The organism is Thalassotalea marina, assembly GCF_014656435.1.
Lineage (GTDB): Bacteria > Pseudomonadota > Gammaproteobacteria > Enterobacterales > Alteromonadaceae > Thalassotalea_C > Thalassotalea_C marina.
Map to the genome: position 1 here is coordinate 111371 of NZ_BNCK01000011.1, position 13512 is coordinate 124882.

Genomic DNA, 13512 nt, shown 5'->3' on the forward strand with positions numbered 1-13512 from the left:
AGTTTCGACATTTTTGTTTACATTCTCTGGAACTTTTCATACAACTTTTTTTTGTTTTCCGACCACTCTTATTAGTGAGCAGTGCATGTTGTGCTGATGACAAAAGTTTAAATCGTTGGAGAATGAAAATGACTAGTAAAAAATTAGCTTTAGTAACTTTATTAACTTCTGGAATGATTATGTCTGTTAGTGCAACAGAATTTAACGCCGTTGACGAATCAGTTGAAACTAATTTATGTATTAAAGCTGCTGAAGGAAATCGCGTGGCTATGTTCAATGAAATGCGTAACTCAGGTTATTCTGACAAGTTTATTGCGACAAAAGTAACTTGCAACGGAGAAAATATTTTAGCGTTTGTTGAAAAACACGGTAAAAATCCAGAAAAAATGCTCAATATGTTAGATAGAAGAACACGCCTTACCAGCATTACCGATATTGCAAAAAATACGTTGGAAGAAAAATAACTGGGTATGAATAATGACACAAGTAAAACTCTAGATAGCAGAAGGGTGACTGCTATCTAGATGCTTTTTTAAATTAAGCTGCTACGTTGGTGCTTTCAAAAATCTTATCAGCAGATGCGGCAACAAAACCTGTGTATAGTTCACCGTTTTCTAGCGGGTAACGTTTAGCAAACTCGTAAAAACACGATGGAATTTCAATAGTTTGATCAGAAAAAGCAACACTTGCTTTGTCTGCCATAGTAGATGATTGTTCAAGTTTAACTTCTTCATTACCTTTGATTTCACCACCTGTAGCGTTTAGCGCAAAACCTGCATCTTTTAACGCCTGATTGACAGATTCAATATCATTATAGTTCGCTAAATGATTAATACTTACCGTGAAGTGGTTCGCACGGTAACCCCATGCAGATAACCAAGCTGCATATTCGCTTTCTGCCAATAGGGTTTGATATTCTTGGTAAGAAATATCCCATTGTTTACCTGAGTATAAAAACTCGTCAGACGCGATAACTGCTTCGTCAATGCTATCCACTATGCGATGAATAATTGCCTGCGCTTGCTCTGAAAACTCTTCTACAAGTAATTCGCTAATGAATACTTTTGGTAAAGTAGTATCAGCATGTTCGAAGTGTTTTGCGTATAGCTTTTTAGCTTCAAAGTGGTACTCGCCACACTCTGTATAGCCAAGTGCAATTAAATGCTGGGCTAATTTTTCAATGCCTACTTTTTTGATATTAAAAGTACGGTAAGCAACATGATCGTTGATCACATCATTTCCCGATCCTAAAAGTTGATGAATTTTTTGTGCAGACGGAGTTACGTCTAAATAATTTTGCCAAATATTGTTAAATAAGCTTTTAACTTCAATGCTCATAATAAAGTTCTCACTACAACTAATTACAGTAAAAAATAAAGGGGTGGGTGTGAACAATGATTAACGTACGCGCTTAATTTCGGCAACAAAGAGGCTAACCATTGTTAAAAATGGTTCTAAATTTGATCAATGGACTTGTAAAAGCCGGGACGTTTCCCGGCTAATTTTTCAGGGTATATCTTTAACACTTATTTAATGCTCAAGCCTGGAGATAAACTCTCAGGTAAGGTCATTTTGTCTGCTTCAACTGATGCTACAGGGAATGCACAGTAATCAGCTGCGTAATATGCGCTTGCTCTGTGATTGCCACTGTCTCCAATGCCGCCAAATGGTGCTGCACTACTAGCGCCAGTAATTGGTTTATTCCAGTTGACAATACCGGCACGAATGCGCTTAAAGAAGTGCTCGTAATCATCGGCATTATCAGCCAATAAACCAGCGGATAAACCAAATGAAGTGTTATTTCCTTCGTCGATAGCCGCGTCAAAGTCACTGTAACGGTATATTTTTAGTAAAGGACCAAAATGTTCTTCATCAGGCATATCAATGTTTGTTACGTCGATAATACCTGGAGTAACAAATCCGGTACCCGCTTCTTTGTGCGTTAGCTCCAGCAATGGAGTAGCACCAAGCGCAATTAAATCGGCTTGTGCTTTTACTAAACCTAGCGCGGCACGTTCTGAGATCATAGAGCCAATAAACGGCTGTTCTTCATCATCATAATAACCAATTTTAATCGCTTTGGTCGATGCAACTAACTTGGCAATTAACGCATCACCTTGCTCACCCGTTTGGATGAATAGACGTCTTGCACAAGTACAGCGTTGGCCGGTACTAATAAATGCAGATTGGATGATGTCGTGGACTGCTGCGTCTAGATCGGTAATGTCTTTTACGATAAGTGGGTTATTTCCGCCCATCTCTAACGCTAAAATTTTACCTGGTTGGCCGCCAAACTGTTCATGCAATAATTTGCCTGTTGTTGAACTACCAGTAAAAAATAAACCGTCGATAAGTTTATGGCTTGCAAGTGCTTTACCTGTTGTCACTTGTCCTTGAACTAAGTTAATAACACCATCAGGTAAGCCAGCCTCTTGCCACAATTTTAATGTAACTTGGGCAGTTAATGGCGTTAATTCACTTGGTTTAAATACAATGGTATTACCGGCAATTAGCGCTGGAACAATATGACCGTTTGGTAAATGGCCTGGGAAGTTATAAGGACCAAATACAGCAACTACACCGTGTGGCTTGTGGCGAATAAATGCTTTAGCACCAGGCATAGGGTTTTCAACAGTACCTGTACGCTCGTTGTAAGCTTTAATAGAAATAGCAATTTTGCCTATCATCGCACCTACTTCAGTACGAGTTTCCCAAAGCGGCTTTCCTGTTTCCATTGCAATCGTAGTTGCAAGTGCTTCTTTATTTTCGCCCAATATTTCAGCGAAACGCTCGGTGAGTGCGATTCTTTCTTCTAATGTTTTTTGTGACCAAGACTCAAATGCTTGTCGCGCAGCTGAAACAGCGGTATCAACTTGTTCTGCTGAAGCAGCATTACCTTGCCAAATAACTTCATTTTTTGCCGGGTTAAGTGAAGTTAATTCTTCACCTTGGCCTTCAAGCCACTGACCATTTATAAATTGAATAGGGTGCGTCATCTTTCAATTCCTCTGTTTGCAAACGGTAGTTAGTTATTACTAGTTTGCGATTACTCGGATCCAGTCACCTTCATTAACCATTAAAGCTTCAGCAACATCGGCTGGAATGACTGCTTGTTTTGCAGTTTCTCTCAATGAAATAGGTGATTGAACCGCTCTAAAATTTTCAACCTGCGTGTTGCAGATGATATACCTGTCTTTGCTCGATACTTCACCAATAATGACTTGGCAACGTAGGTTCTCGTGTACTGAGCGAATATCACGTGTTTGCGCTTCAACTGTTGGGCCTGCGTCAAAAATATCAACATAGCCACGTTTACTAAATCCTTCAGCTTCAAGTAAACGCAAAGCCGGTTTAGTATTCTTGTGTACTTGGTTAATCACTTTTTGAGCATCTTTGCTTAACAAATTGACATAAATAGGGTACTTAGGCATTAATTCAGCGATAAATACTTTTTTGCCAATGCCAGTTAAGTAATCAGCTGTGGGAAAGTCCATTGAAAAAAAGTGTTCTTCTAACCAATCCCAAAAAGGTGAACGTCCGTTTTCATCAGAAACACCGCGCATTTCGGCAATGACAGTATCTGAAAATCGTTCTAAATGTTCGGCAATAAACAAAAATCTCATACGTGATAAAAAGCGACCGTTTTTATTTTTGCGATACTTTTCAGATAAAAATAACGTACAAATTTCTGTTGACCCTGTGTAGTCATTACACAAAGACAAAGTTTCAACTGTATTATAAATGTTTAGCTTACGTGAGCTGTGAACCACTTTACCTAAATGATAGTGGTAAAAGGCATCATCTAAACCTACTGCAGCTTCAATACCGCTGGTACCAACAACTTGACCTGTTTTGGTATCTTCCATGACAAAAAGGTAGCCTTCATTACCAGGCTCTGTTACCGACTTAGCAAATGAAGCTTCAGAGTGAGAGATGCGATTTTGCAATAGTTCTTCATTAATAGGTAATGAAGTAAATCCATGACCTGACTCTATGGCAATAGTATGCAGCGCATCATAATCACTTGAGCGTATAGGGCGAATAATAATCATATTAGCTTTTTACGTAGTTGTTGGGCGCTGCAAACAGCGCCCAAGGTAATTAGGCGTTAGTTACAGTAGCAACGGCACGTTCGAAACGTGCTAAACCTTCTTCAATATCTTCGTTTGGAATGACAAGAGAAGGAGCAAAACGTACAACGTTAGCACCAGCAACTAGGGTCATTACACCTTCTGCCATTGCTGCGGTTAAAAAGTCTTTTGCTTTACCTTGATATTCTTCAGTTAGTACTGCACCAATAAGTAAACCTTTACCACGAACTTCTTTGAAAACATTGTATTTTTCATTGATTTTCGCCAAGCCTGCTTTGTATAAGGCTTCTTTTTCTTTAACGCCATTAAGTACAGCTGGATCATTAACAGTATCAAACGCAGCTTCCGCTACAGCACAAGCAAGAGGGTTGCCACCATATGTACTGCCATGTGTACCTATTTTAAGGTGTTTAGCAATATCAGTTGTTGTTAACATTGCACCAATTGGGAAACCGCCACCTAGTGCTTTTGCTGTTGTTAGAATATCTGGTGTAACACCTAAACCTTCATACGCGTATAAAGTACCTAAACGACCAACACCTGTTTGCACTTCATCAAAAATAAGTAGCGCATTGTGTTGGTCACATAATTCGCGTACACCTTTAACAAATTCTTCTGTTGGAGAAACAATACCACCTTCACCTTGAAGCGGTTCCATCATAACCGCACAAGTTTTGTCAGAAATGATCTCTTTTAATTGCGCTAAATTGTTATATTCAACATGAACAATGTCACCAGGCTTAGGACCAAAACCATCTGAATAAGCTGCTTGGCCACCAACAGTCACTGTAAAGAATGTACGACCATGGAAACCTTGTTTGAATGAGATAATTTGTGACTTGTCTTCACCGAAGTTATCTAATGCCCAACGACGTGCTAATTTTAGCGCTGCTTCGTTTGATTCAGCACCAGAGTTGGCAAAATACACTTTTTCAGCAAATGTATTGTCTACTAATTTTTTTGCTAAACGTAATGCCGGTTCATTTGTCATGACATTTGATAGGTGCCAAATTTTTTCGCCTTGTTCTTTTAGTGCAGATACAAGAGCTGGATGACAGTGGCCTAAACAGTTAACTGCTATACCACCTGCGAAATCGATAAATTCTCGCTCTTGTTGATCCCAAACTCGTGAACCTTGACCTCGAACCGGAATAACCGCTGATGGTGAATAGTTAGGGACCATAACATCATCGAATAATTCGCGATTTACCGGAAAGTGATTGCTCATTTTATACTCCTCACGTGTTGGAACATGTTTGCGTTTTTAGTATTAGCTCTTGGCTTAATTTGGTTAAAAATACTTACTTAACGCTATATTGTAGTCGATTAATTGCTAGGCATTATGACAGATAAAAAAGCAGTTGTCTCGCAGCACTTGCTCGCAAAGCCTTATAAAACAAGGGGTTTGAGTGATTTATTCAGTTATATTGCATAACTATATTTTCTTAAAAATAGTAAAGTTTTGCTTGGATAGTTGAGCAGTTTAGCGCTAGCTCAGGATTTATTATCTTTGATAATGCTTCATAAATAATCAGAAAAAATTTTGACAAATTGTTTGTTATGTCACCAATTGCTGCCAATTTTAACGAAATTGATGACATCGTAGAGGGAACTGTTACAAAGTGGTTTAAGGTTTGTGCTTTAGCAAGGTTAAAAACAATTAGCCTTGCATTCTGTGTAAAAACTACATTAATGAAAAAGAATGGATTGGTGCCAATTAATTAAATGTAAGTTTTATATGGTCAATATCGGTCTTTTTCAGTAATGCAATGTCTTTTGGGGTCACTTGTGCAACAGCTAAAAGTGTTTTAGCTTCGTCGCCAGTGATCAGCTTTTCTTTTGCTAAACTGCGAAAGGCGATGTAACTTTTGGCTTTTAACACCAGTTTAGCAATATCACACATTTCATTACTGTTAGAGCTATAGGCTAAATCAAAAATAGCTTCTGTTATTGCCAGTCGGTCAAATCGCATCAGCTCGACCAAGTCGGCTGCTACCATGGCATTTCGTTCACTAAGCTGCTGAAACAACAATTCTGGTGACATATCAAAAGACAATAAAACATCGTGTAACTTTTTGTCTTTGTTATCGTAGGCATTTTTTAATGCTTGATTGTAGCTTTCGTTATAGGTTTGCAAAAAGCTGCGAGTAACAGCCAGCATGCCTATGTTACTAAACATACCTGCGGAGAACGCCATAAACTCGTCTAGCCCTGCTGACTTTGCCAAAACTTGAGCAGACATGGCAATAGCAAGTGCATCATTCCACATTTTACGTTTCATTAGGGGATAAGGCGCTGTGCTATGAGGGAGCCAATGTTTTAACATAAATGTTGGTGTCACTAGCTTAAGGTTTTCCAACCCTATGTAAGTTAATGCTAGATTAGGATCATTAACCTGTACGTCTGCACGTTTGCGGTATTGGGGCTTATTGACTAGCTTTACTAATTCATCTGACAACCAAGGCAAGCTATTTACTAGCGGTGCTATTCGCTTAATTGAAGCTGCACGCAGTGATAATATCTCCATGATGGTAGGTGCGGCATCTTCAATGTTTAATACATTGCTATATAAGTTTTCTTTATTATCAAACGCTAAATTAACGTCGGCCATGACTTGATTGTAGAATTGATTCATCACTTGGTTTTTAAAGTGATTCATACCATGTTCTTCAATTAGTCGATTTTGTTTGGCTTCTTCTTCAACGGCTAATAACTCGCGGCGACGGTTTTCTTGCTCGCTATTTTGTTTTTCAATAATAGTGCTTGCACCGTTAACTTGTTCAGCAAACTCTTTACTGATCGCTAAACGAATTGCTCGTTGATATATGTTATATGCGTGTTCGTTTTGTTCAAAAATTTTCATCGATTAAGTTGCGGTAATGTGTGTCCGCTTTTGCAAGGTATCGGCCAAATTGAGATAACGTTTAATTTTTATCTATTATTGCCGATTATAGTCGCAGTATTGAGAAATAAAATTATTTAGTAGTTGGTGACCTTGTTCAGTCATCACAGATTCGGGATGAAACTGAACGCTGACTATAGGTAGAGCTTTGTGTTGTAACCCCATAATCTCGTCAAAGTCACCTTGGTTGTTTTCTGTCCAAGCGATAATTTCTAGTTCATCAGGAATAGATGACTTTTCTACAACTAAAGAATGATAGCGGGTTACCGTTAGTGGTTGATTTAAATCCTGAAATACACTTTTGTTAAGGTGTTTTACTAAGCTGGTTTTACCATGCATTACTTGTTTGGCTTTTATCACGTTAGCACCATAAACTTGTGCAATACTTTGATGTCCTAAACAAACACCTAAAATAGGAACTTTTCCTGCAAAATGTTCTATCACAGCCAAGGATATACCTGCTTCATTTGGTGTGCATGGACCAGGTGAGATAACAATGTATTTTGGCGCCATTGCAGTGATATCTTGCAGTGTAATTTCATCATTGCGACAAACTTTCACACTTTGTCCTAGTGCTTCAAAATAGTGCACTAAGTTAAAGGTAAATGAATCATAATTGTCGATCATCAACAACACTGTAAACTCTCAGAAACATCAGGCCAAAAAAGTGCGGCTATTCTAATGACATTAAACAGGGAATTCATTAACTATTTTGGAATGCGGGCTGACTGCTGTCTAAATGTTCAAAAGCGCGCGTTTGAAATTGGCTATAAAAGGCAAATAACTGTGCTTGTGCTTGCTGCGTTGTAATTGGCAAAAATGTTACCGACTCTCCAGGGCGCTTTTGTGCCAAGCGAAATAAATCTATTCGTGCAACATTACCTAAAACCGGGTAGCCGCCTATCGTTTGTCTGTCTTTCATCAGGATAATTGGGCATCCATCATCTGGTAACTGAATGGTGCCGTAATTTACAGGAGCTGAAAGCTGTTGTGGCAATTTGCTGGAGATGGGGTTTCCACTGAGTCGGTAACCCATGCGATCACTTGCAGGCGCAATAGTAAAGCTTGACTCCATAATTTGCTGCTGTTGTTGCAACGTTAATGTTGACCATGCGTTGCTTGGTATAAATCGTAAGGTTAATTTATCATTTTGATGAAAATGGCTTTCTACTTGATGCTGATAAACACTGTCGACTGATTCAATATTAATATTTGCACGAGTAAAGTGAGTCCCTTGCTTAATCCTTGGTGATACTAAACCCAGTGAAACTTCATTCTTAGCCTGGCTGGCACTGTTTAACCAATATTGACACTCAAAACCGCCTTCTATTGCGATATAGCTATAAACCATCGTTTTGGGCATTTGCAATGTAAGCTCTGAGTTAGCAGATGCATGATATATTTTATTATTCTCTAATCGAGTATTGCTTAGTCTAGCTAAACAATCTGCCCCAGTAATGACAAATGTAGATGCTTTAGTGAATCTCAAAGAAACTTGGCCGAGTATTATTTCTAATGCAGGTGTATTACTGGGATTTTTCAATAACTGGTTAGCGAGCAGAAAACTATATTCGTCAGCGGCTCCCGTACCGCTGAAACCTAAGTGCTGTGCAGTTGGCCTACCTAAATCTTGAATGCTGATGTTTTGTTGACATTTGTTGATAGTAAACATCAGCATTCCTTATGAAGTTTTCCGCCCAAGTCAAGGTACTTTTCTTGGCATATCGGCGTAAAATTAACAATTTGACCCAGTTTAATCTTAGGAAAAAATTGTTGTTGTGCAATGTCGAACATTTTAATGGGGGTAAATCCCAAGATATGCCAACCCCCAGGTGTATCCATAGGGTAAACAGCAGTTTGCTCTTGAGCAATCGCTACCGCCCCAGCCGGAACCTGAGCGCGCGGTGTCGCTTTACGGGGTAGTTGTATTTGTTTATCAATACTTGCTAAATAACAAAAACCAGGAACAAAACCATGAGCGTACGCGGTGTAATGATGTTTACAATGTAGATCAATAACTTCATTGCTACTGAGCTGCGTTAAGTCGCTTACTTCGTTTAGATCCCAACCTGCATAATATACAGGGATATCGATAATGTCGCTGGCAACTTGTGGGTTTTTATTACTGCTAATGACAGCTAATTGTTTGAGGATCAATGCCTTCAATTGGTCAGAAGTTATCAAATCAAATCGATAGTAAATTAACAAACTCGTGTAGCTCGATACCGTGTCAATGATCTTTTGTTCTCCACACTCCTTTAGACAGTGTTTGATAAATACAATTTGCTCGGCAATTGCTGGCGCTATTACATCTGGCCAACTAATTAATATGGCATCTTCGGCAATGCTATCAATGTTGACTTGTTTCAGATCTATCATTAATTAGTTGCCTCAATTGTTTTATGAATCAGGTCGATGTTACTTTTTACCTATTGTTGATTTTAAATCACGGTACTGTGTTCAGAGCCAAAAAACCATATGGTTGAAAATTTCTATAAGTAGATGCTTCTTTAACTAAAGATAGGCCAAAAGATTGCGCAATGCTTACGAATTTAACCTCAGCTTCGCATAAGCAATGCGTTTCTAGGTGCTATTTTTACTGACTTCTGCGTTATTTTGAAGCGAAATAGCTGGCTATTCCAGCTCCAAAAAGCCTTAAATTCAGACAAAAATATCGAACTAGAAACATAAAAAACTGCTAAGTTATTGTTTTATCAGACTTCGCGCTATCCTTTATACAAACCTGAGGTTATTTAGTATCAGGTGTGCTTTAGACAATAATTGTTTGCATGATGGAAGGCATGACCAGCGTGTTGTTGTCATGCCTTTTTAACCTAATACCTTATTAATAAATCGCCTGCTTATCGCTATTTTCCTGAGGTGAGCACGAGATCAGATTGTGGGATAGCGCTACAAGCCAAAACATAACCCTGCGCTTTTTCTTCATCGGTTAAGCCATCATCTGCTAGTTGTCGTACTTCGCCACTTTCTAGTTTTATTTTGCAGCGACCACACATACCACCACGGCAAGAATAAGGTAAAATCAGGCCTGCTGCTTCTCCTTGATCTAAAATAGGCTCTTTTGTATTGCCTTTATGCTGAGTATTCCATGAGGCAAAGCTTAAATTAACGGAAGATTTTTTAGGCATTTCTGGTAGCTCAGCTTGCATATTCGTACTGGTTTTCACCGATTCAATACTTGCTTCAGCTGTTTTTTTGCTTGGCTTGGTATAGTTCGGGGCTGATTGTTCAGAAATTATGGTGACTTCATCACCTTGTCTTATGATGCCTTTGTTTAGTGCCACCATGTTTTGTCCAAAAATTACATCACCATTATCGAGTTGGCGATATTGTTTTAATGTGGCTAAAGGTTCTTGTTTAGGGTGTTTTTCACCTGTTAAAGGGTCAACCGTCGTAAAAATACAACGGCTACATGGTTTGGTTATTTCAAATTCAACTTCACCAATGCGTATGTGTTTCCATGTATCTTCTGCAAAAGCTAGGGTTTGACCAACTACTACGTTTGGTCGAAAATTATTCATGGTCACTTGATGGTTTTTAAGTTTTTTATTTAAGTCATCTAGTGTTGCTTGAGTGGCCAGTAATAAAGGATAACCATCAGCAAAAGCTACCTGATTATTGCGATTTTTAACGTATCGACTAGAGCGTTCAGCAAAAAAATGCAGCTGACAGGGCAGACCTAAATAATCACTGAACCATTTATCATAGTGTTGATGGCAATACAGCGCATTAACTTCATCATTCCATACAGTAACCGCATGGTATTGTTCACTAAATTGCTTAAATTTAATTTCTAATACTGGCATGTCTGGTGCAGTCAACACTAAGCCTTCTGGCGTGATGTTGACGGATATTAAACAAAGCGAGGGCTGTGTCCTAGCTGTGATAAAGCGACCATTAAGCTCGGTAACGACAAAACGACGGTCAAAGCTAAGACCAAAGTCGTCGACCCAAGAGTGCGATAAACTAATACCAGAGGCAGATTTAATAGGGTAAACATGAACAGACTGTACAAACGCAGAAGACACCGTAAATCCTTAAAAGATGAGTAAGAAACTATTGTGGCAAAGAGAATATAGCAAGGCAATGACAAAACCGTGAATAAATATGTAAGTCTTTTACACTCTTATCAAAGGTTTTACGCGTGAGTTTGTCGCGCATTTACGGTATATTGCTGACAATTTTAATCTGTCTTTTAGTCTTACGTAGGAGTTCTATGCACCTTCATATCCTTGGTATTTGTGGTACTTTCATGGGCGGTATTGCAGCCATTGCAAAACAGTTAGGACATCGCGTATCGGGGTGTGATGCTAATGTTTACCCCCCTATGAGCACCCAACTTGAGCAATTAGGTATTGAGCTTAAACAAGGGTATTTGCCAGAACATCTTGAAGATGAGCCAGATTTAGTCATTGTCGGCAACGCGATGACACGTGGTAATCCTATGGTTGAATACGTGTTAGATCGTAATATTCCATATACCTCTGGGCCACAATGGCTATTGGAAAATGTACTAAAAGATCGTTGGGTTTTAGCTGTGTCTGGTACTCATGGTAAAACGACAACTAGTTCAATGCTGACTTGGATTTTAGAATATGCGCACCTAAAACCAGGTTACTTAATTGGTGGTGTACCACAAAACTTTGAAAGCTCTGCTCGCCTAGGTGATGCGCCGTTTTTTGTTATCGAAGCGGATGAATATGATACGGCGTTTTTTGATAAACGCTCTAAGTTTGTTCATTATCGACCGCGTACTTTAGTGATCAACAACTTAGAGTTTGATCACGCTGACATATTCAACAATTTATCTGATATCCAGCGCCAGTTTCATCATCTAATTCGTATGGTACCCAGCAATGGTTTAATTCTTTCACCTCAACGAGAGCAAGCTATTGAAGAAACTATTGAAATGGGCTGTTGGACACCGAGAGAAATTGCAGTTGAGCAAGCACAACATAACCTGGGCTGGTATGCAGATAAAACTGTCGAAGATGGTCGCCAGTTTAAAGTGTATTTTAAAGGGCAATTACAAGGCACGGTAACTTGGGATTTAATTGGTGACTTTAATATCGAAAATGGCTTGATGGCAATAGCTGCTGCTCGCCATGCGGGTGTTCCAAGTCATGTGGCGATTGAAGCACTGGCCGAATTTGTTAATACTAAGCGTCGCTTGGAATTGAAAGGTGAAGTTAATGGCATTCGTGTTTTTGATGACTTTGCTCATCATCCAACGGCAATAACTAAAACACTAGCAGGTATACGCGCCAATGTTGGCCAAGGTAGAGTATTAGCTGTGCTCGAGCCAAGGTCTAACACCATGAAGTCTGGTGTGCACAAAGATACCTTGCCAGACTCACTGGCTTTGGCAGACTTATCATTTGTTTATCAGGGCGATAAAGTAAAGTGGTCTGTTGATGAATTAATCGCGAACTGTCATCAACCTTGTACGGTGGAGCAAGATCTAGAGCTGTTTATCGAGCGTATTATTGCCAGTAGCCAGCCGAATGACACCATAGTGGTGATGAGTAATGGCGGCTTTGGTGGTATTCACGACAAAATACTTAGTGCCTTGAAACAAAAGTTTCTAGTTTAAAGATGACTAACAATTGAGAGAGAAAATGACAGTTCCTCCTGCAAATTTTCAAGACAAAATAACTTTAGCAATAACCGGCGCATCGGGTTCATTGTATGCGCTGAGGCTAATGGAATGTTTAGTAGCAGCCAATTATCAGGTGTATGTGCTAGTTTCTAGCGCTGCTCGCGTGGTTTTAGATACTGAAGTTGGCATTAAACTGCCTAGTTCTCCAGCAGCAGCGAGTGAATTTTTTACTCAACACTTTGATGCGCAAGCTGGGCAAATTACTGTCTTTGGTAAAGAGCAGTGGTTTTCGCCGGTCGCTTCAGGGTCTGCGGCGCCGAAAAAAATGGTGGTTTGTCCTTGTTCTACCGGAACCTTATCGGCAATTAGTCAAGGGATGAGTGATAACTTAATCGAACGCGCTGCTGATGTGGTAATTAAGGAAAGAGGGCAGCTAATTCTAGTTCCCAGAGAAACACCATTTTCGCCAATTCATTTACAGAACATGTTATCGCTTTCACAAATTGGCGTTACTATCATGCCAGCAGCGCCGGGTTTTTATCATAACCCTGAATCGATTAATGATTTAATTGATTTTATGGTAGGTAGAATGTTAGATCATTTAGGAATAAATCAAGACATTATGCCGCGCTGGGGTTACCAGAAATAGCCTGGTCGTCCACTTGCCTTAAATAATATACAATTTACCCTTTTCAGTTGAACTAGAGTCATTGTTTGTGCTCTAGTTAATACCAACTCATTAACGCTCTGATAACCTCCCTAAATAATCGAACCATAGAATGACTAGGCTCAAATTATTTAGCTTGTTCTAAGCGTGTTAATGAAGTTCTAAGTTGGCCAAATATTTAATAGAATTGGTACAACATATTATTATAACGACATAGGGTAAAAAGCATGCC

At 39.2% G+C, this 13512-nt stretch carries 12 protein-coding genes; 3 read left to right on the forward strand and 9 right to left on the reverse strand.

The window, feature by feature from the left end:
• Positions 1-128 precede the first annotated feature (128 nt).
• The gene (locus IE199_RS19765) at positions 129-464 is read left to right on the forward strand and encodes a DUF3718 domain-containing protein (protein ID WP_189774159.1); all 336 of its coding nucleotides are present in this window, start codon (positions 129-131) and stop codon (positions 462-464) included.
• Positions 465-537: 73 nt separating this feature from the next.
• On the opposite strand, the gene IE199_RS19770 is transcribed toward IE199_RS19765, so the two are convergent.
• The 9 genes from IE199_RS19770 to IE199_RS19810 form a co-directional block, all read right to left on the reverse strand.
• Positions 538-1338: a DUF1338 domain-containing protein gene (locus IE199_RS19770; protein ID WP_189774161.1), complete on the reverse strand. Its 801-nt coding sequence runs from the start codon at positions 1336-1338 to the stop codon at positions 538-540.
• Positions 1339-1526: 188 nt separating this feature from the next.
• Positions 1527-2996, reverse strand: coding sequence for a succinylglutamate-semialdehyde dehydrogenase (gene astD / locus IE199_RS19775; protein ID WP_189774163.1), 1470 nt, complete (start codon positions 2994-2996; stop codon positions 1527-1529).
• 39 nt (positions 2997-3035) lie between these two features.
• Complete coding sequence (astA, locus tag IE199_RS19780; RefSeq protein WP_189774165.1) at positions 3036-4052, reverse strand: arginine N-succinyltransferase; 1017 nt, start codon at positions 4050-4052, stop codon at positions 3036-3038.
• A gap of 49 nt (positions 4053-4101) precedes the next feature.
• Positions 4102-5319: an aspartate aminotransferase family protein gene (locus tag IE199_RS19785; protein ID WP_189774174.1), complete on the reverse strand. Its 1218-nt coding sequence runs from the start codon at positions 5317-5319 to the stop codon at positions 4102-4104.
• A 489-nt stretch (positions 5320-5808) separates the two neighbouring features.
• Positions 5809-6954 carry an HDOD domain-containing protein gene (locus IE199_RS19790; protein WP_189774175.1) on the reverse strand — a complete coding sequence of 382 codons (1146 nt, stop codon included), beginning with the start codon at positions 6952-6954 and terminating at the stop codon, positions 5809-5811.
• A gap of 75 nt (positions 6955-7029) precedes the next feature.
• The gene (locus IE199_RS19795) at positions 7030-7629 is read right to left on the reverse strand and encodes an anthranilate synthase component II (RefSeq protein ID WP_189774178.1); all 600 of its coding nucleotides are present in this window, start codon (positions 7627-7629) and stop codon (positions 7030-7032) included.
• A 67-nt stretch (positions 7630-7696) separates the two neighbouring features.
• On the reverse strand, positions 7697-8665 hold the full coding sequence (locus tag IE199_RS19800) for a 5-oxoprolinase subunit C family protein (protein ID WP_189774180.1): 969 nt from the start codon (positions 8663-8665) through the stop codon (positions 7697-7699).
• The gene (gene pxpB, locus IE199_RS19805; protein ID WP_189774188.1) at positions 8665-9372 is read right to left on the reverse strand and encodes a 5-oxoprolinase subunit PxpB; all 708 of its coding nucleotides are present in this window, start codon (positions 9370-9372) and stop codon (positions 8665-8667) included. Before pxpB ends, IE199_RS19800 begins: the two co-directional genes overlap by 1 nt.
• 488 nt (positions 9373-9860) lie before the next feature.
• Positions 9861-11042: a YcbX family protein gene (locus IE199_RS19810; RefSeq protein WP_189774190.1), complete on the reverse strand. Its 1182-nt coding sequence runs from the start codon at positions 11040-11042 to the stop codon at positions 9861-9863.
• A gap of 188 nt (positions 11043-11230) precedes the next feature.
• Between IE199_RS19810 and mpl the strand changes: the two genes are divergently transcribed.
• The gene (gene mpl / locus IE199_RS19815) at positions 11231-12607 is read left to right on the forward strand and encodes a UDP-N-acetylmuramate:L-alanyl-gamma-D-glutamyl-meso-diaminopimelate ligase (RefSeq protein ID WP_189774192.1); all 1377 of its coding nucleotides are present in this window, start codon (positions 11231-11233) and stop codon (positions 12605-12607) included.
• 25 nt (positions 12608-12632) lie between these two features.
• Positions 12633-13262: a flavin prenyltransferase UbiX gene (locus IE199_RS19820; RefSeq protein WP_189774194.1), complete on the forward strand. Its 630-nt coding sequence runs from the start codon at positions 12633-12635 to the stop codon at positions 13260-13262.
• Positions 13263-13512: the final 250 nt, after the last annotated feature.

What these genes read in the sequence shown, in the direction of transcription:
- astD (WP_189774163.1), bottom strand. Translation starts at nt 2,996, where the DNA reads ATGACGCACCCTATTCAATTTATAAATGGTCAGTGGCTTGAAGGCCAA.
- mpl (WP_189774192.1), top strand. Translation starts at nt 11,231, where the DNA reads ATGCACCTTCATATCCTTGGTATTTGTGGTACTTTCATGGGCGGTATT.
- IE199_RS19800 (WP_189774180.1), bottom strand. Translation starts at nt 8,665, where the DNA reads ATGTTTACTATCAACAAATGTCAACAAAACATCAGCATTCAAGATTTA.
- IE199_RS19785 (WP_189774174.1), bottom strand. Translation starts at nt 5,319, where the DNA reads ATGAGCAATCACTTTCCGGTAAATCGCGAATTATTCGATGATGTTATG.
- pxpB (WP_189774188.1), bottom strand. Translation starts at nt 9,372, where the DNA reads ATGATAGATCTGAAACAAGTCAACATTGATAGCATTGCCGAAGATGCC.
- IE199_RS19765 (WP_189774159.1), top strand. Translation starts at nt 129, where the DNA reads ATGACTAGTAAAAAATTAGCTTTAGTAACTTTATTAACTTCTGGAATG.
- IE199_RS19770 (WP_189774161.1), bottom strand. Translation starts at nt 1,338, where the DNA reads ATGAGCATTGAAGTTAAAAGCTTATTTAACAATATTTGGCAAAATTAT.
- IE199_RS19820 (WP_189774194.1), top strand. Translation starts at nt 12,633, where the DNA reads ATGACAGTTCCTCCTGCAAATTTTCAAGACAAAATAACTTTAGCAATA.
- astA (WP_189774165.1), bottom strand. Translation starts at nt 4,052, where the DNA reads ATGATTATTATTCGCCCTATACGCTCAAGTGATTATGATGCGCTGCAT.
- IE199_RS19790 (WP_189774175.1), bottom strand. Translation starts at nt 6,954, where the DNA reads ATGAAAATTTTTGAACAAAACGAACACGCATATAACATATATCAACGA.